General features: G+C 52.2%; 12 protein-coding genes and 4 pseudogenes. 13 read left to right on the top strand and 3 right to left on the bottom strand.

The window, feature by feature from the left end; all coding sequences use genetic code 11:
• Positions 1 to 11: 11 nt before the first annotated feature.
• The 6 genes from ispG to SYMBAF_RS10985 all read left to right on the top strand — a co-directional run bounded on the left by ispG (position 12) and on the right by SYMBAF_RS10985 (position 7553).
• Positions 12 to 1127, top strand: a complete 1116-nt coding sequence (gene ispG, locus SYMBAF_RS11010) for a flavodoxin-dependent (E)-4-hydroxy-3-methylbut-2-enyl-diphosphate synthase (protein ID WP_040266530.1) — start codon at positions 12 to 14, stop codon at positions 1125 to 1127.
• A gap of 146 nt (positions 1128 to 1273) precedes the next feature.
• Complete coding sequence (gene hisS, locus SYMBAF_RS11005) at positions 1274 to 2548, top strand: histidine--tRNA ligase (RefSeq protein ID WP_040266528.1); 1275 nt, start codon at positions 1274 to 1276, stop codon at positions 2546 to 2548.
• Positions 2549 to 2561: 13 nt separating this feature from the next.
• Positions 2562 to 3182 (top strand): YfgM family protein, encoded by a 621-nt coding sequence (locus SYMBAF_RS11000; RefSeq protein WP_040266527.1) that lies wholly within the window; start codon positions 2562 to 2564, stop codon positions 3180 to 3182.
• 10 nt (positions 3183 to 3192) lie between these two features.
• A complete protein-coding gene (gene bamB / locus SYMBAF_RS10995; protein WP_040266525.1) occupies positions 3193 to 4374 on the top strand; it encodes an outer membrane protein assembly factor BamB in 1182 nt (393 codons plus the stop codon).
• Positions 4375 to 4629: 255 nt separating this feature from the next.
• Entirely contained in the window at positions 4630 to 6117 is a 1488-nt protein-coding gene (gene der, locus SYMBAF_RS10990) for a ribosome biogenesis GTPase Der (RefSeq protein WP_040266524.1), read from the top strand.
• A 267-nt stretch (positions 6118 to 6384) separates the two neighbouring features.
• Positions 6385 to 7553, top strand: a protein-coding gene (locus SYMBAF_RS10985) for an IS3 family transposase (protein ID WP_152609001.1) whose coding sequence is annotated in 2 segments (ribosomal slippage) — positions 6385 to 6634 and positions 6634 to 7553 — 1170 coding nt in all. Because the reading frame shifts where the segments join, the coding sequence is not laid out codon by codon here.
• A gap of 387 nt (positions 7554 to 7940) precedes the next feature.
• Here SYMBAF_RS10985 and xseA read toward each other — a convergent pair.
• The gene (gene xseA, locus SYMBAF_RS10980; RefSeq protein WP_040266522.1) at positions 7941 to 9341 is read right to left on the bottom strand and encodes an exodeoxyribonuclease VII large subunit; all 1401 of its coding nucleotides are present in this window, start codon (positions 9339 to 9341) and stop codon (positions 7941 to 7943) included.
• Positions 9342 to 9511: 170 nt separating this feature from the next.
• On the opposite strand from xseA, the gene guaB reads away from it, so the two are divergent.
• From guaB to thiD, 7 genes and pseudogenes are all read left to right on the top strand, one after another.
• Entirely contained in the window at positions 9512 to 10975 is a 1464-nt protein-coding gene (gene guaB, locus SYMBAF_RS10975; RefSeq protein WP_006708481.1) for an IMP dehydrogenase, read from the top strand.
• 132 nt (positions 10976 to 11107) lie between these two features.
• The gene (gene guaA / locus SYMBAF_RS10970; protein ID WP_040266520.1) at positions 11108 to 12685 is read left to right on the top strand and encodes a glutamine-hydrolyzing GMP synthase; all 1578 of its coding nucleotides are present in this window, start codon (positions 11108 to 11110) and stop codon (positions 12683 to 12685) included.
• 326 nt (positions 12686 to 13011) lie between these two features.
• Positions 13012 to 13143: pseudogene (locus SYMBAF_RS18470) on the top strand (Arm DNA-binding domain-containing protein); the annotation flags it as partial.
• A 78-nt stretch (positions 13144 to 13221) separates the two neighbouring features.
• Positions 13222 to 13795: pseudogene (locus SYMBAF_RS10960) on the top strand (IS1 family transposase); the annotation flags it as partial.
• Between the two features lie 61 nt (positions 13796 to 13856).
• Entirely contained in the window at positions 13857 to 14846 is a 990-nt protein-coding gene (locus SYMBAF_RS10955) for an LD-carboxypeptidase (protein WP_040266517.1), read from the top strand.
• 481 nt (positions 14847 to 15327) lie between these two features.
• Positions 15328 to 15524 (top strand): annotated as a pseudogene (locus tag SYMBAF_RS10950) (IS481 family transposase); the annotation flags it as partial.
• A 210-nt stretch (positions 15525 to 15734) separates the two neighbouring features.
• Positions 15735 to 16535, top strand: coding sequence for a bifunctional hydroxymethylpyrimidine kinase/phosphomethylpyrimidine kinase (thiD, locus tag SYMBAF_RS10945; RefSeq protein ID WP_040266684.1), 801 nt, complete (start codon positions 15735 to 15737; stop codon positions 16533 to 16535).
• 706 nt (positions 16536 to 17241) lie between these two features.
• On the opposite strand, the gene fbaB is transcribed toward thiD, so the two are convergent.
• Entirely contained in the window at positions 17242 to 18291 is a 1050-nt protein-coding gene (fbaB, locus tag SYMBAF_RS10940; RefSeq protein ID WP_040266515.1) for a class I fructose-bisphosphate aldolase, read from the bottom strand.
• A 223-nt stretch (positions 18292 to 18514) separates the two neighbouring features.
• Positions 18515 to 19287 (bottom strand): annotated as a pseudogene (gene yegS, locus SYMBAF_RS10935) (lipid kinase YegS).
• Positions 19288 to 19541 lie beyond the last annotated feature (254 nt).

Here is a 19541-nt window from a genome sequence, read left to right as displayed (position 1 = left end):
GAGAGTAAGTCATGCATAACCAAGCGCCGATCAATCGCCGAAAATCAACACGTATTTACGTTGGTAAGGTGCCTATCGGTGATGGCGCGCCGATTACCGTGCAGTCGATGACCAACACCCGTACCACTGATGTTGCCGCTACGGTTAATCAGATTAAAGCGCTGGAGCGCGTCGGTGTCGATATCGTCCGTGTTTCGGTTCCCACCATGGACGCCGCCGAGGCGTTCAAGTTGATCAAACAGCGGGTCAACGTGCCGCTGGTCGCTGATATCCATTTCGATTATCGCCTCGCGTTGCAGGTGGCTGAATACGGTGTGGATTGCCTACGTATCAATCCTGGTAATATTGGCAACGAATCGCGTATCCGCTCGGTAGTGGATTGCGCGCGTGACAAGAATATCCCGATCCGAATCGGCGTTAATGGTGGATCGCTGGAGAAAGACCTACAGGAAAAGTACGGTGAACCAACGTCGGAAGCGCTGCTGGAATCCGCCATGCGTCATGTAGACATCCTCGATCGCCTCAACTTTGACCAGTTCAAGGTCAGTGTCAAAGCGTCTGATGTATTTTTGGCGGTGCAGTCCTATCGCCTGCTGGCGTCGCGTATTGATCAACCGCTGCACCTGGGCATCACCGAAGCTGGTGGTGCACGCAGCGGTTCGGTCAAGTCAGCGATAGGCCTGGGGTTGTTGCTGTCGGAAGGTATTGGTGACACCCTGCGTATCTCGCTAGCGGCTGATCCGGTGGAAGAAGTGAAGGTCGGTTTCGACATCCTAAAATCGTTGCGCATCCGCGCACGCGGCATCAACTTCATCGCCTGCCCGACCTGTTCACGTCAAGAATTTGACGTGATTGGTACGGTGAATGCATTAGAACAGCGTCTGGAAGACATTATCACGCCAATGGATGTGTCGATTATCGGTTGCGTGGTCAACGGGCCGGGCGAAGCGCTGGTATCGACCCTGGGTGTCACTGGTGGTCATAACAAGAGCGGCTTCTACGAAGACGGCACGCGTCAGAAAGAGCGTTTCGACAACGAGCAGATAATTGACCAATTGGAGGCGAAGATCCGCGCCAAGGCATCGATGATGGATGAAACCAACCGCATCTCGGTCAGTCTGCTGTAAAAGTAAGCTTTTTATCGATGATACTGCGGGCTTTTTTTCCCGCTTTTTTATGAGCCAGGGGGAGAGAATGGCATCCACGTTGAACACGGGATGGCAAAGTTCCTATAATCGGGTTCATTTTTACAGACAACCGACAGAGAACTCACGTGGCAAAGAACATTCAAGCCATTCGCGGCATGAACGACTACCTGCCGAAAGACACGGCATTATGGCAGCGCATTGAAGGCACTCTCAAGAAGGTGCTTGACGGCTATGGCTACAGCGAAATACGGTTGCCGATTGTAGAGCAGACCCCGTTATTCAAACGTGCGATCGGCGAGGTGACTGATGTTGTAGAAAAAGAGATGTACACCTTTGATGATCGCAATGGTGATAGCCTGACCCTGCGCCCGGAAGGCACGGCTGGCTGCGTTCGCGCGGGTATTGAACATGGTTTGCTCTACAATCAGGAACAGCGTCTGTGGTACATCGGGCCGATGTTCCGCTATGAGCGCCCGCAAAAAGGCCGCTATCGCCAGTTCCATCAATTAGGGGCGGAAGTGTTTGGCCTGCATGGCCCGGATATTGATGCCGAACTGATCCTACTGACCGCTCGCTGGTGGAAAGCGCTGGGCATCGCCGAACACGTCAAATTAGAGCTGAACTCCATTGGTTCGCTGGAGGCGCGCGCCAACTACCGCAACGCGCTGGTAGGTTTTCTCGAACAGCACGTCGACGTGCTGGATGAAGACTGCAAGCGCCGCATGTACCGCAACCCGTTGCGCGTGCTGGACTCCAAAAATCCTGAGGTGCAGGCATTGCTGAACGATGCCCCGCGCCTGTCCGAGTATCTGGATGAAGCGTCTCGCGCTCACTTCACCGGTCTATGTGAACTTTTGGCACAGGCGGGTATCCCATACACCATCAATGAATGCCTGGTACGCGGTCTGGACTACTACAACCGTACGGTATTTGAATGGGTGACCACCAGTCTGGGTGCACAGGGTACTGTGTGTGCAGGGGGACGTTACGATAGTCTGGTCGAGCAGTTGGGCGGGCGTGCGGTGCCAGCCGTGGGCTTTGCTATGGGGTTGGAACGTCTGGTGCTGCTGGTACAAGCGCTTAACCCGGATTTCACTGCGCCACCCACCATCGATGTGTACTTGATTTCTTCCGGCGCGGGTGCGCAGAGTGCAGCGATGCAACTGGCAGAACGAGTGCGCGATGCGTTGCCGCAGCTAAAACTGATGACCAACTACGGTGGCGGTAACTTCAAAAAGCAGATCACCCGTGCGGACAAATGGGGCGCGTGCGTCGCATTGATCTTGGGCGAGAACGAAGTGGCGGCACAACAGGTGGTGGTGAAAGACCTGCGCAGTGGTGAACAAGAAACGCTGGCGCAAAGCGAAACTGCTGCGCGTCTGGCTCAAATGTTAAGTTGAGGAGAAAGACACCGTGGAAGTCTATACCACTGAAAACGAACAAGTTGACGCTTTGCGTCGGTTCTTTGCTGAAAACGGCAAAGCGCTGGCGGTGGGAGTGGTACTCGGCATTGCTGCCTTGGTTGGTTGGCGTTACTGGCAAAACCATCAAAGTGTCGACCTGATGGCAGCATCCCAATCTTATCAGGAAGCCAGTGATCGTCTGGCGGCCGGTAAGCCGGACGATGTGGCCGCAGCGGAGAAATTTGTCCAGGCTAACAGCAACAGCTACGGCGTATTAGCCGCGTTGCAGTTGGCCAAGCATTTTGTTGAGCAGAATGATTTTGCTAAAGCGGAACAGCAACTGGTGCAGGCGCAGAGCCAGACCAAAGACGATAACCTGCTTTCGCAGATCAACCTGCGTCTGGCGCGTGTCCAGATACAGGAAAAAAAGTGGGATCACGCGCTAAAAACGCTGGATGAGGTGAAAGATGCAGGCTGGGCGGCGCTGGTGCAGGATACGCGCGGCGATGTGTTGTTGGCCAAGGGCGATGCTCAAGGTGCACGCGAAGCCTACAGTAAAGGCCTTGAGTCCAACGTTTCTCAGGCGCTCGAGGTGTTGTTGCGTTTAAAATTGAATAACTTGTCCAACTAAGGGGAACCCCATGCAATTGTGTAAAACACTCTTGGTCGGGCTAGTTTCTGCTGCCTTGCTGAGTGGTTGTTCGCTGTTTAACAGTGAAGAAGACGTGGTGACTATGTCGCCATTGCCGAAAGTTGAAAATCAATTTACGCCGAACAAGATGTGGAGCACCTCGGTTGGTGATGGCATTGGCGAGTTTTATTCCCACCTGCGTCCGGCCTTCCAGAACAGCACCCTTTTCGCTGCTGATCGTCACGGCATAGTGAAAGCGCTCGACGCCACCAGCGGCAACGAAAAGTGGAAGGTGGATCTCTCCGAGCACACCGGCTTCTTCTCCAGCCGCTTGTCCGCGCTGCTGTCAGGCGGCTTAGCGGTATCAGGCGACAGGATCTATATTGGCAGTGAGAAAGCGGTAGTTTACGCATTGAATACTGCTGATGGCAGCGTAGCCTGGCAGGCCAGGGTTGCTGGCGAAGCGATGTCCCGCCCGGTGATCAGCGATGGCATGGTGCTGATCCACACCTCTAATGGTCAGTTGCAGGCGCTGAACGAATCTGATGGCGCAGTGAAGTGGACGGTTAACCTGGACATGCCATCACTGTCGTTGCGCGGTGAATCCGCACCGGCTGTGGCTTTCGGCGCAGCTATCGTCGGCGGTGATAATGGCCGCGTCAGCGCCGTATTGATGCAGCAAGGCCAACTGATTTGGCAGCAGCGTATTTCCCAGCCGAGTGGTGCGACTGAAATCGATCGCCTAAATGATGTAGACACTACGCCGGTGATCGTTGAAGGCATCGTTTATGCATTGGGCTACAATGGCAACCTGACGGCGCTGGATCTACGTTCCGGCCAGATCATGTGGAAACGTGAGTTGGGTTCAGTGAACGACTTCATCGTCGATGCAGGCCGTATTTACCTGGTCGATCAGAATGATCGCTTGGTAGCGCTGAGCACTGAAGGCGGCGTGACGGTGTGGACACAGGGCGATCTGCTGCACCGCAAATTGACACCACCGGTGATGTTTAATGGTTATCTGGTGACTGGTGATGCCAAAGGCTATCTGCACTGGATCAACACCACCGATGGTCGTTTTGTCGCCCAACAGTCAGTGGATAGCTCTGGCTTCCTGTCTGCGCCGTTGGTGGCGGGCGATAAACTGGTCATTCAGGCACGAGGCGGAAAAGTTCACGCTTTCACCCGCTAGCGCTGATGGCCGTAACCTTTTCAGTACCCAAAAGATTTCGGGGTGCAGCCAGGCGATAAGCGCACGGTTCCCCAAAAGCCTGAACTCAGTGACTGAGGTCAGGGCGCGCAGTCAACGTTGCTGCGGCGCGAAAGATGAAGGGGAAAACGGCTCCTGAGGGTTCAGGAGCCGTTTCGTATTTTATAAGCTACAGTGTCGGAATCTGTCCGAAGTGTGGTAAAACATTGATTATAAAGTAATAATGAGGCTTCAACAATGATACCTGTCGTCGCGCTGGTTGGGCGCCCGAATGTGGGTAAATCTACCTTGTTTAACCGTTTGACACAGACGCGCGATGCGCTGGTGGCAGATTTCCCAGGGCTAACGCGAGACCGCAAGTATGGGCGTGCTGAAGTTGAGGGCAATGAATTTATCATTGTCGATACTGGCGGTATTGATGGCCACGAAGATGGCGTCGAAACGCGCATGGCGGGTCAGTCGCTGTTGGCGATTGAAGAAGCCGATATTGTGCTGTTTATGGTTGATGCCCGCGCTGGCCTGATGCCAGCCGATCAGGGTATCGCCCAGCATCTGCGCAACCGCCAGAAGGCGACCTTTTTGGTGGTCAACAAGACTGATGGCCTAGATCCAGACGTGGTCACCGCTGATTTCTACTCGCTGGGCTTGGGTGAGGTGTATGCCATTGCCGCCTCACACGGCCGTGGTGTCAGACAACTGATCGAGCACGTACTGATGCCGTTCCTTCCTGAAAAAGAGGAAGAAGTCGAACTGACCGAAGAAGAGGCCAACGCCGCTTATTGGGTCGAACAGAATGCTGAGAACCTCGAAGGGGAAGAGGATGAACCGGAAGATGACTTCAACCCGCAGGATTTGGCGATCAAGCTGGCGATTGTCGGGCGCCCCAACGTAGGTAAATCTACGCTGACTAACCGTATCCTTGGCGAGGAACGCGTGGTGGTGTACGACATGCCAGGTACCACCCGCGACAGTATTTATATCCCGATGGTACGTGATGAACGCGAATATGTGCTCATCGACACCGCCGGGGTGCGCAAACGCGGGAAAGTGACGGAAACGGTAGAGAAGTTCTCGGTAATCAAAACATTACAGGCGATTGAAGACGCCAACGTGGTGCTGCTGGTAATCGACGCACGCGAAGGGATTTCTGATCAGGATCTGTCGTTGCTTGGCTTTATCCTCAATAGTGGCCGCTCACTGGTGATTGTGGTCAACAAGTGGGATGGCATGAGCGAGGAAGAGCGCACACATGTGAAGGAAATGCTCGATCTGCGTCTGGGCTTTGTCGATTTCGCCCGTGTGCACTTTATCTCCGCGCTGCATGGCAGCGGTGTCGGCAACCTATTCGAATCGGTGCTGGAAGCATATGCTTGTGCGACCCACCGTGTGAACACCTCAATGCTGACTAAGATCATGCACATGGCCGTTGACGATCACCAGCCGCCGCTGGTGCGTGGCCGCCGTGTGAAGCTGAAATACGCTCACGCCGGTGGGTATAACCCACCGATTGTGGTGATCCACGGCAATCAGGTGAGTGATTTGTCCGATTCGTACAAACGTTATCTGATGAACTATTTCCGCCGCTCGCTGAAAGTGATGGGAACGCCGATCCGCATCCAATTCAAAGAGGGCGACAACCCGTTCGCTGGTAAACGCAATCTACTGACGCCAAACCAACTACGCAAGCGCAAGCGCCTGATGAGTCACCTGAAGAAAAACAAATGATGATTTACTAAGAATCATCAGCTTTCGAAAAGTCCAGAAGCCCGCATTGTGTCGGGCTTTTTTGTTATCAAGGACTATTACAACGACGCATTACAGCTCATCATTCAGTTGTACCCATGTGTGTACTCAGTAGGTTTTGCTTTGTTTTTGGGTACAAAGATGAGTACTCATTCATGATCAAGCCCGCATTGGGTATGTAGTGGCACACTGAATTTGGCCACCTGAACAGAGGTGATATGCTCACCTCAGGACATTACAGGTGCTTCAATGAAAAAAAGAAATTTCAGTGCAGAGTTCAAACGCGAATCCGCTCAACTGGTCGTTGACCAGAACTACACCGTGGCAGATGCAGCCAGTGCTATGGATGTCGGCCTTTCCACAATGACGCGATGGGTGAAGCAGTTGCGTGATGAGCGGCAGGGAAAAATACCTAAAGCCTCTCCCATTACTCCTGAACAAATTGAAATACGTGAGCTGAGGAAAAAAATACAACGTATTGAAATGGAAAACGAAATATTAAAAAAGGCTACCGCGCTCTTGATGTCAGACTCCCTGAACAGTTCTCGATAATCGGGAAACTCAGAGCGCATTATCCGGTGGTCACACTCTGCCACGTGTTCGGGGTTCATCGCAGCAGCTACAAATACTGGAAAAACCGTCCTGAAAAACCAGATGGCAGACGAGCTGTATTACGCAGCCAGGTACTGGAACTGCATAGCGTCAGCCATGGCTCTGCTGGCGCAAGGAGTATCGCAACTATGGCAACCATGAAGGGCTTCAGGATGGGACGATGGCTCGCCGGCAGGCTCATGAAAGAGCTGGGGCTGGTCAGTTGTCAACAGCCCACTCATCGGTATAAATGCGGTGGCCTTGAACACATCGCTATCCCGAATCACCTTGAGCGGCAGTTCGCAGTGACAGAGCCTAATCAGGTGTGGTGTGGCGATGTGACCTATATCTGGACAGGCAGGCGCTGGGCCTACCTCGCCGTTGTTCTCGACCTGTTCGCGAGAAAACCGGTGGGCTGGGCAATGTCGTTCTCACCGGACAGCAGGCTGACCATCAAAGCGCTGGAGATGGCGTGGGAGGCCCGGGGAAAACCAGCCGGAGTGATGTTCCACAGCGATCAGGGCAGCCATTACACAAGCAGACAGTTCCGGCAGTCACTGTGGAGGTATCGGATCAGACAGAGTATGAGTCGGCGTGGAAACTGCTGGGATAATAGCCCAATGGAGCGCTTCTTCAGGAGTCTGAAGAACGAATGGGTACCGGTGACGGGTTACATAAACTTCAGCGATGCAGCCCACGCAATAACGGACTATATCGTTGGGTATTACAGCGCGCTCAGGCCGCATGAATATAACGGTGGGTTACCACCAAACGAATCGGAAAACCGATACTGGAAAAACTCTAACGCGGTGGCCAGTTTTAGTTGACCACTACAGTTCAGAGAGCTTCCGCCATTGCGACAAAACGCGACGTTCAGCCCTTCCTCAAGCCAGTGCCGCGCCGCTAACCTCACTAATAGCATATTGTTAATTGGGTGAGAGGCCACTCCCCCACCAGCTTGATAACGGATAGTGATTTTCATCACTGATATTCTTAGGATGAAATAATTTTCATTGATTAATAATTGTACGGGATTGGTTAGTACTTTCATTTTTCGTGTACACCGGGGTGTACTCAAAACAATTGTTAAATTAAAAAATCCTTTTAAATCAAGTGAAAAATCGCTTTCTTACTATTCACCTGAAGAAAAAATAATCAGTGCAAAGTGGGCGTTAGTAATACTGCCCCCATATTCTATCGAAAGGGCTGAGAGGTTATCGATTGGACGAATCAATATTGCGCTCAAACAGCCTCATTGGATCGCGAGTTTTAGCGGTGGTGATGCTCTTCACCTCACTTTCTATCCAGCCATCAAGTAAACGGGTTTCTAGCCGTTCGCCGAGTTGAGCCTGTTTGGTGCTTTTCAGCAGCTTGCCGCATGGGGTTTGTGTCACGCTATAGCCGCGCGCCAGCGTCGCCAGCGGGCTGACCGCTTCAAGCTGGCTACAGGCCATGCCGAAGCGCTGGCGGTAAGCATTGAGCTGGCGATCCAGCGCCTGCTGTAAGCGGTACTCCTGCTGTTGCACACGCTGTTGATAGCGGTGAATGTGGTTCTGCGGCTGTATCTGCGCCAACTGTTGCTGGGCGCGTTCGTTGCGCTGCGAGGCCATGCGCAACTGATTTTGCGTGCCCTCTTCCAGACGGCGTTGTAATTTGAACAGCAGCGTCTGCTGGCGCGCCAGCCGCAGGTGCGGATGTTGCTGCTGCAAACGGTGGTGAATGCGTGTGAACTGCTGTTGACGCCGGACCAGATAGTAATCCATCGCCATTTCCAACCGTTGTTGCTGCGACTGCAACTGACGCACTAGCTCAAGCTGATTGCGGCTGACCAGTTCAGCGGCAGCGGAAGGGGTCGGCGCACGCAGATCGGCGACAAAGTCGACGATAGTCACATCGGTTTCATGGCCGACTGCGCTGACGATCGGGATCTGGCTGGCGAATATCGCGCGTGCTACGCGTTCATCATTGAAACTCCACAGATCTTCCAGCGAACCTCCACCCCGGCCAACGATCAGCACATCGCATTCATCACGGCGGTTGGCGGTTTCGATGGCGCGCACCACCTGCATTGGCGCGTCCTCGCCCTGCACTGAGGTGGGGTAAATAATGATCGGCAGTGAAGGATCACGCCGTTGCAGCACCTGCAAGATATCATGCAACGCCGCGCCGTTGGCGGAGGTGATCACCCCAACGCATTTGGCTGGGCTAGGCAGTGGCTGTTTGAACTGTGGGTCGAATAAACCTTCGTCGCTCAGGTGCTGCTTTAGTTGATCGAACTGCTGTTGCAACAGGCCGTTGCCGGCAGGCTGCATACTCTCGGCGATCAGTTGATAATCGCCACGCAGTTCGTATAGGGTGATGCTGGCGCGCACCAGAACCTGCTGGCCGTTCTGCGGCCGGAAAGTGGTACGGCGGTTGCTGTTGCGGAACATCGCACAGCGCACCTGCGCGCAATCGTCTTTCAAGGTGAAATACCAGTGGCCGGATGTTGGCTGGGAAAAGTTGGAGATTTCAGCAGAGATCCATATCTGCCCCATTTCCATTTCCAGCAGTTGTCGAACAGCCTGATTTAAGCGGCTTACGGTAAAAATGGACGGTGGGGGAGCTAGCGACATGTGATCCAAATCAAATCTTAAAACAAGCACTCAATTGCCCGATACTACATGGCTAAAAAAGGTAATCAAGGGTTTTTGCAAGAAAGTGCTGGAGGCAACCGATTACGCTCTGTATAATGCCACGGCAATATTTTATCCCTTTCACAGCCCACCCTGGTGAGATATTGCCCATGCTACGTATTGTTAAAGAAGCGTTGACGTTTGACGATGTACTCCTGATTCCTGCCCATTCCACGGTTCTGCCTAATACCGCAGAACTCGGCACGCAGCTGACTAAAAATATCCGCCTGAATATCCCTATGTTGTCCGCCGCCATGGATACCGTAACCGAATCTAGCTTGGCTATCGCGCTGGCGCAGGAAGGTGGCCTGGGTTTTATTCACAAAAACATGTCTATCGAACGCCAGGCTGAAGAAGTCAGCCGGGTGAAGAAACATGAAAGCGGTGTAGTGACCGACCCACAGACCGTCACCCCAGCAACCACCTTACAAGAAGTTAAAACGCTGACTGCTCGCAACGGCTTCGCTGGTTACCCGGTTGTTACCGAAGACAATGAGTTAGTGGGGATCATTACCGGGCGCGACGTGCGCTTCGTTACCGATCTGAACCAGCCGGTCACCGCAGTGATGACGCCGAAAGCACGCCTGGTCACGGTGAAAGAAGGTGAAGCGCGCGAAATCGTGCTACAAAAAATGCACGAAAAACGCGTTGAAAAAGCGCTGGTGGTGGATGACAGCTTCCACCTGCTGGGCATGATCACCGTTAAAGACTTCCAGAAAGCAGAACGCAAGCCCAACGCCTGTAAAGACGAGCATGGCCGGTTACGTGTAGGTGCGGCGGTTGGTGCGGGTGCCGGTAATGAACAGCGCGTTGATGCGCTGGTCGCCGCAGGTGTTGACGTGCTGCTGATCGACTCCTCACACGGCCACTCCGCAGGTGTGCTGCAACGTATTCGAGAAACCCGTGCCAAATACCCCGACTTGCCGATCGTCGGTGGCAACGTTGCCACCGACGCCGGTGCCAAAGCCTTAGCTGAGGCGGGGGTGAGCGCGGTGAAAGTGGGCATTGGCCCTGGTTCTATCTGCACCACCCGCATCGTCACTGGTGTAGGCGTACCACAGATCACGGCCATCGCTGATGCGGTTGACGCGCTGGAAGGCACCGGTATCCCGGTTATCGCCGATGGTGGCATCCGTTTCTCTGGCGACATCGCCAAGGCTATCGCGGCGGGTGCCTCCTGCGTGATGGTTGGCTCCATGCTAGCAGGTACCGAAGAATCACCGGGTGAAATCGAGCTGTACCAGGGGCGTTCGTTCAAGTCCTATCGTGGCATGGGGTCGCTGGGTGCGATGTCCAAAGGTTCTTCTGACCGTTACTTCCAAACCGATAACGCCGCCGACAAACTGGTGCCAGAAGGTATCGAAGGCCGTGTAGCCTACAAAGGCATGCTGAAAGCCATCGTGCATCAGCAGATGGGGGGGCTGCGCTCCTGCATGGGTCTGACTGGCTGTGCCACCATCGACGAACTGCGCACCAAGGCAGAGTTTGTGCGTATTAGTGGCGCTGGTATTCAGGAAAGCCATGTACACGATGTGACCATCACCAAAGAGTCGCCGAACTACCGCATGGGTTGATTTCAAGGGGGCATGGTTCATTGGACTTAATGTCAACGGCGTATAGGGTACGGCGGGTGACAACTTACTGATGGGCCTTGCCCCAGACGATTTGATTTTTCCTTTATTTTTGTTGCTGGAATTCGCTTTATTATGAAAAAAAATATCCATAAGTATCGCATTCTTATTCTGGATTTCGGTTCACAATATAGCCAATTGATTGCCCGCCGCGTGCGCGAAATCGGCGTTTACTGTGAGCTATGGGCCTGGGATGTGAACGAAGAACAGATCCGCGAATTCAATCCTAGCGGCATCATCCTTTCCGGTGGCCCGGAAAGCACCACCGCAGACGGCAGCCCGCGCGCCCCTGAGTACGTGTTTACTGCCGATGTGCCGGTGTTGGGTGTGTGCTACGGCATGCAGACCATGGCGATGCAGTTAGGTGGTTGTGTGCAGGGTTCTAACGAGCGTGAGTTCGGCTACGCGCAGGTGGAAGTCGTCAATGAGTGCGCGCTGTTGCGTGGCATCGAGGACATCACCAGCCCGCTGGGCAAACCGCTATTGGACGTGTGGATGAGCCACGGCGACAAAGTCACTGCCATCCCATCTGACTTCGTGACCATCGCCAGCACCGATAGCTGCCCGTTCGCCATTATGGCTAATGAAGAAAAACGTTTCTACGGCGTGCAGTTCCACCCGGAAGTGACTCACACCCACCAGGGCCAGCGCATGCTAGAACGTTTTGTTCTGGACATTTGCCAATGTGAAGCCCTGTGGACTCCGGCCACCATCATTGAAGATGCGGTTGAACGTATTCGCCAGCAAGTGGGGGAAGACCATGTGATCCTCGGCCTGTCCGGCGGTGTTGACTCTTCTGTAACCGCGATGCTGCTGCACCGTGCCATTGGCACACGTCTGACCTGCGTTTTCGTCGACAACGGCTTGCTGCGCCTGAATGAAGCTGATCAGGTGCTGGAAATGTTCGGCGACGGTTTCGGCTTGAATATCGTGCATGTGGCGGCGGAGAATCGCTTCCTGAGCGAGTTGGCTGGCGTTGACGAACCAGAAGCCAAGCGCAAGATCATTGGCCGCGTGTTCGTGGAAGTGTTCGACGAAGAAGCCTGCAAGCAATCCGACGTGAAATGGTTGGCGCAGGGCACCATTTACCCGGACGTGATCGAATCCGCTGCTTCCGCCACTGGCAAAGCGCATGTGATCAAATCGCATCACAACGTGGGTGGCCTGCCGCAAGAGATGAAGCTGGGGCTGGTCGAACCGTTGAAAGAACTGTTCAAAGATGAAGTGCGCAAGATCGGTCTGGAACTGGGCCTGCCGTCCGATATGCTGTACCGGCACCCATTCCCTGGGCCTGGTCTGGGCGTGCGCGTGCTTGGTGAAGTGAAGAAAGAGTATTGCGACCTGCTGCGCCGTGCAGATGCCATCTTCATTGAAGAGTTGCACAACGCTGACCTGTATAACAAGGTGAGCCAGGCGTTCACCGTATTCCTGCCGGTACGTTCGGTGGGCGTAATGGGCGATGGCCGTAAATACGACTGGGTTGTTTCACTGCGCGCAGTGGAAACTATCGACTTTATGACCGCACAGTGGGCGCATCTACCCTATGACTTTCTCGGCCGCGTCTCCAACCGCATTATCAACGAAGTAAACGGCATTTCCCGCGTGGTATACGACATCAGTGGCAAACCGCCAGCGACCATTGAGTGGGAATGATCCGCGAGCGTTTTCTACGATTAATATCCATTCAAAATAATACTACCCGCCTTGATTTGTAGGCGGTTTTTTTATTTTTAGCCATTAATATCCATCAGGTACTATCGGTTATTTTTAACGGTAAATCTGACGGTATAAGAATCTTTTTGTCAGTGTTACAGGCCATTTTACCGTCAGGTTTAGGCCAGTTGTGACGGTAAAATTTCACAATAAAGAGTGGCCCAATGTTGACCGATACCAGACTAAAAAACCTTAAAGCGCTGGAAAAACTTTATAAGGTTGTCGATCGTGATGGCCTGTATGTAACCGTATCCCCCAAGGGATAGGTGATATTTCGCTATGACTATCGAATTAACGGGCGTCGTGGGCGCTATGGTGACGGTATTTCTCTGGCGCAGGCGCGCGAAAAACTACTCGAAGCGAAAAAACGCGTAAATGCAGGAATATCGCCTGCTATAGAGAAGCGTAACAGTAAAACAAAACGAAAAGGGGAGAAGACATTTCACGATTTTACCTTCAGCTATATGAAACATAACAACGGTGCTAAACCCGAAACCCATCAGACCATTGTTGATATGGCAATGAATGGTTCCGGATGCCGCGATGAAGATAAGCCTCAATACTGTTCTCCGCCATTTAACCACATCAGGTAGCACAAAACGTTGAACCCGGCGTTGAAGTCGTTATTTGCTGTGAAGCCGATGAACAGTGGTCTTATGTACAGAATAAAGGTCATCCACGCTGGTTATTCTACGCTTATGACCGCATCAGAAAGCGGGGCCTCACGCATGTACTGGGGCCACGTAATGCGCTGACTTTACGGCGGCTTCTGGCTTTGCTGAGCTTGTTTACTATCGCTTTCTACATGACTGACGCCTGGCCTGTCTACCGGACTTTACTGCCCTCAACCAGTCATGTCATCAGCAAAAATATACCCAGCGGATAGAGCGGCATAATCTCAATTTGCGAACCCATCTTAAACGACTGGCCCGCAGGACTATCTATTTCTCGAAGTCAGAAGAAATGCACGATAAGCTCATTGGGGGGGATCTGACCATCAATCATTACCACTCAGTCTGCGTCACGACCAAAAAATCGAGTAAATATTGAGTTTATCGTTAAATTTTGATAGAGAAGAACCAGGTGATAAAAATGATATGGATGGTAAAATATGACTAGTTTATGTAGGCTTATTCAAGTATTTTTTTTTCTCATTTCTTTTGAGTGTTTGGCGGATAATGGGAAAGTAATTTATTTGATTTCAAGCTCTTCAGCTTACGATGAAAGTTCTATTCCTAAGATTTCAGCGTTTTTGAAAAGTAAAGGTTACACTGTAGAAACAAAATACCTCAATCAGCAAATATCAGATTTTGGATATGTAAATACCGATAAAGAAAGAGGTAAAAATATAATTAATGCGCTGACTGATGATAATGTTAAATATTTATGGTTTGTCAGGGGAGGTTCTGGAGCCATCAATATTTTCCCCTATCTTTATAAAAATAGTGAAGGCATAAAGAAAAGTAAGGAAAAAGTAATTATCGGGTTCAGTGACGTAACTGCAATCCATTATTTTTTGAATAACTATATTGGTTGGAAAAGTGTGCATGGAATTGTTGCTGCTTATAATAAAGATATTTATAATGGCGTGGAACATGAAAGGATAAGTATGAATAATAACTTTGATCAGGTTTTTGAAGCTATAAAAAAAGGTGTTTCATATAACGGCATTATTCCCCTTAATTCACAGGCTGAATCTGGCGTTTCGGGGGTGCTGGGGGGAGGGAATCTTACATTGCTTCAGTCTTTCTTTTCTACTGAATATGAGAAATACTTACCAAATCAGATATTATTGATGGAAGATACAGGGGTAACTTACAAGCAACTTGATCGTACATTAAATCAAATTCTTTATAAACGTGAATTTAAACCCAAAGCGATTATATTTGGGCAATTCTATACTTTATCAGCAAGTGACGAAGAAAGACTCATTTTTAAAACTGTAATCAAAGGGTTTGCGGAAAAAACAAAGATCCCTGTTTACTACTATCCATACTTTGGACATGGAAAAACAAATAATCCATTTATTTTGAGAGGAAAAATGAGCATCAAATGTGAAAAAGATGAAGAGTATTGCCAGTTAAATCAAGCTGGAATATAAATAAGAACCTATCCCAGTAGGCGTACATTGTTGCAGCCTGTTTGGACAGGGACAGCGCGCAATAACCGGAGCATACAGAGAGTCCGTGAAGATGGTGAGTACTGCCCAGGGCTAAAATGGCAAATAGAATCGCCTAATGGGATAGGTTCTAAGAAGAGCAGCAAACTCATATCCTCACCGGCATGAAACGAGAAGATGCATCAGCACATGGAAGAGGGTGCGCAGAAATAATATTACCACGCCCCAACCAATTCGCCTCTGAACAGGGCGGGCTTTCTTATAGCGACACATCCCGCCACGCATTTTTGCAAAGTGTACTGACAGGGTGTAGAGCTATTAATGCCGGTGGCTTTCAGTGCGCGGGAAAGATCGTACTTAATCACCGGGCCACCCAGGTAGAGGGTAGGGTGAAATCTGTCATCGGTGATGCAGCAGGATAGTGTCAGAGTAGATCGCAGGCAGCAAGGATTTACTGGCATAATGGCAACACGGCTACCATTGGGAACGTCCTCATAGCGCTCACAACGGTAAAACGCCGATGTAGCGCCACTTCGAACTTGCTGAGCAACACCATACTCTGATGCCGTTCAGGCAAGCTATCAGCCCGGAGAAGACCATATACAAGAACAGAACGACAAGCTTGAACCTGAGCTGAGAAAATTGAAACGATGTCTATGAATCACACAAATTATCAAATACAACACGTTCTGGGGTGTTTGACACCAAGGTTAAATCGCTTTGTGAGGGTGGTACCTAAGCCTGATGATTTGATCACCGTGTATGATTCGTATCTCGTCACCGGGCCTGATTTTGGCAGGCGTCTCGCTGGGCAGTGTTGCCCCGGCCTTTATCAAAGGCCAGTACCTGCTGCACATGGAGGATTTTGCAATGAAGCGCATTAACGCATTAACTATTGCTGGTACCGATCCCAGTGGTGGTGCTGGCATTCAGGCTGACCTGAAAGTGTTCTCGGCACTGGGCGCTTATGGCACCTCGGTGATCACTGCGCTGGTGGCGCAAAATACCTGCGGCGTTCAGTCGGTGTATAACATCGATCCGGCGTTCGTCGCTGCCCAGTTAGATTCTGTGTTCAGTGACGTGCGCATCGACAGCGCCAAGATTGGCATGCTGGCCAATGCCAATGTCGTCGAAAGGGTCGCTGAGCGGTTGCGTCACTACCGACCAGTGTTCGTGGTGTTGGACACGGTGATGCTGGCGAAAAGCGGCGATCCGTTGTTGGCACCAGAGGCGGTGGCCTCGATCCGCCGTGAACTGATGCCGCTGGTCTCGTTAATCACGCCTAATCTGCCAGAGGCAGCAGCGTTGCTGGCCTGTAGCCCGGCGGAAAATGAACAGCAAATGCGCCAACAGGGGCGGGCGCTGATGGCGATGGGCTGCCAGGCAGTGTTGATGAAAGGGGGGCATCTGAACGAGGAAGAAAGCCCAGACTGGCTGTTTACCGCAGACAGAGAGCAGCGCTTTAGTGCACCGCGTGTCGCCACCAGCCATACGCATGGTACTGGCTGCACGCTATCGGCTGCGCTGGCTGCGTTGCGCCCACGTCATGAAGATTGGGCTACAACGGTGGTGGCGGCCAAGGATTATCTGCAACAGGCATTGCAGCAAGCGGATACGCTAGAGGTGGGGCGTGGTATCGGGCCGCTGCATCACTTCCACGCCTGGTGGTGAATTACCCTTTTGCCATCATTGTAGTCTGGTGAGATCCAGGCGTAGCGCTATCCGGATGCCATGAGAATTCACCAAGGGAAAAGGGCATGACAGGACAAACACACTTCACTACGCCGTTTCGGCGCACGGTTCAGCTTCAGCGCGGGCCGCTTTGCCGCAGCCGTTCACAGGCGCAGACAGCATTGCCATTCAGCCGAGCTAGCAGGTTTGCGCTTTGGTCAGTTCAATCTCCAACGTTTCGTGGGTGAAGGTGAGCAGGGCGTTGGTGTTACTCATCGCGCTTTCCTACCAAATAATATTAATGCCTTCCGACTGTAGCGCGGCAAGATAGCCGGAGTTGATGTTTTTATCGGTGATCAGCGTATCAACGGCGCTTAAATCGTACTGAGCAACTCGTTGCAGGTGGTGACGCCGACGTTGAGAACAACGCCGTCCGCAACGATAAGCAGCTTGTCGAAGCTGAATTGCTGAGAGGGCGTGAAGTTGCCTGGCCCAGCGGTGAACTGATATTCTTTTCGACGCTATAACGTTTGGTCGTGCGTTGTGCCCCATCCTTTCCAAAAAAGTAGTGATTAGCGACAGCCTGTCTTGTTTCGAGGGAATATTTGGGCTTTGCCATAAAAAACTGCACCTTACTAAGTTGGTGTCCAACTTTTGGGGGGGAGTCCACGAATCAGGCTTGGGTGGGGCAAGCCGCTTGCCTGGATCAGGCGATGGTCACCTTTTTGTCCAGATAGACATCTTGCACCGCGTTGATTAATGCCACGCCTTCTTTCATCGATTTCTTGAACGCCTTACGGCCAAGGATCAGCCCCATACCGCCAGCGCGTTTATTGATTACGGCGGTGCGCACCGATTCCTGCAGATCGTTTTCACCGGCGGCACCACCGGAGTTAATTAACCCGGCACGCCCCATATAGCAGTTGACCAGTTGGTAACGCACCAGATCGATCGGGTGATCGCGCGTCAGCTTGCTGTAAACCCGGTCATCGGTATAGCCGAATTTCACCGCACGGTAGCCGCCGTTGTTTTCCGCCATTTTTTGTTTGACGATGTCGGCACCGAGTGTAGCGGCGATATGGTTAGCCTGGCCAGTTAGGTCGGCACTGGAATGGTAGTCTACGCCGTCCTTGTTGAACGCCGGGTTACGCAGGTAGGCCCATAGTACGGTAACCAGGCCCAGCTCATGTGCGCGTTCGAAAGCGATCGAAATTTCCTCAATCTGGCGGCGCGACTGTTCAGAACCGAAGTAAATAGTCGCGCCGACCGCCACCGCGCCCATGTTGAATGCCTGCTCGACGCTGGCGTACAGAGTTTGATCATACTGGGTTGGGTAGCTTAGGGTCTCGTTGTGGTTCAGTTTGACCAGGAATGGGATCTTGTGGGCATAGCGTCGCGAAACTGAAGCTAACACGCCGTAGGTGGAAGCCACGCAGTTACAGCCGGCCTCAATTGCCAACTCAACAATATTTTTTGGATCAAAGTACAGCGGGTTGGCGGCGAATGACGCGCCAGCGGAGTGCTCAATGCCCTGATCGACCGGTAGAATCGACAGGTAGCCGGTGCCAGCTAGCCGACCGTGATTGAGTAGAGTTTGCATGGAGCGCAGTACGGCATTGGGGCGGTTATTGTCAATCATGATCCGGTCGACAAAGTCGGTACCCGGCAGGTACAGGTTTTCGGCGGGGATGGCGCTACAGCGGTATTGCAATAGATCTTCCGCTTCCGTTCCTAACATCTGTGCTATATCAGTCATGGCATATTCCTGATTGAGCTTTTCACACACTGCTAGCCCAGAGTCTCTAACTGGCAGCGCAATAAAAGCGGTGGGTGAAGCCGTTAAAGTGGTACGGAACACAGCCTACTAAACTTGCTGCGACTAGAAGAAACAATAGACGCGATTGAGAGGAAATGCCATTTGCATGAGCAAGCTAGGCTTTCGTTTCTGCACTGCCGCCATTCCTGGTGGTGCTTGTCAATTAGCCCAGTAGGGCGCAGTTGGACGGTAGGCGGCATTTGATGGCTTGCGGTAGCAACTCAATGTGAAAATGCTGGCCGCCAGCGGTTCACCATCGAGATTGAAGGTTATTTCATGCGGTACGCTGATCAGCGCATTTGGGTACAGTGGTTGGCCGCCACCGGCCTGTTTGCCATTGCCAATGCCGATAACTAGCGCTTCACCGGAGCAGTGGAAATCCGGCCCACGGATTTCGCAACGGTCAGCCTGCAACCGGTTCATGCGTAGCAGCCCGTGAATAAAGTAGGAGACGCCGCCCAATGCCGCTTTTAGTTTCTCCGGCGTCTCGGTGGTGATGTGGATGCCAAAGCCACCGGTAGCCATATTGATGAAATAGCGTTCATTATTGACTTTCGCCAAGTCGATTGGCACCGAGCAGCCCTTTATCGCCAACTGTAATGCGGGTTCCAGTGTCAGCAGAATATTGCAGGCCATGGCGAAATCATTGGCGGTGCCGAGCGGCAGGATGCCCAAGGCAGGACAACGCTGCACCTGCAATTGAGCCAGTGCGCTGGCCACTTCATTGATAGTGCCATCGCCGCCACCAGCCACTACAGTGCCGACGCCTAGCCGGGCGGCTTCCTCGACATAACGTGCGACGTCGCCGTGCTTCCAGGTGATGCGAACGTGCAAGGTCAGTTGTTCAGCGCGTAGCTGGTGTACGGTGAGACGCAGCGCTTCGTTGCTGGCCCTTTTTCCGTTGATGATAAGGAGTGCTGGTGCTGATTGAGGCATTCTTGATATCTCCCGGCCTGAAAACAGACAGTGATTAACGACAAACGACCCGCTGATTGTACGCCATCAGAACACGCCACTCATTCTGCCTGTTGCCTTTAAACGTAGCGGTTATTTTGTGCAATTGACATGGAACTTATCCCATCAGGCTATTTTATTTGCCATTTTGGCCTGGAGTAGTGCTCACCATCCTCACGTACGTTGCGGTTGTTGCGCGTGGTCGGTGTCCAGACGGGCAGCAATAATGTAGGCCT

The sequence above is a fragment of the Serratia symbiotica genome (genome assembly GCF_000821185.2).
Lineage (GTDB): Bacteria > Pseudomonadota > Gammaproteobacteria > Enterobacterales > Enterobacteriaceae > Serratia > Serratia symbiotica.
This window is presented reverse-complemented; position numbering and strand designations above follow the sequence as displayed.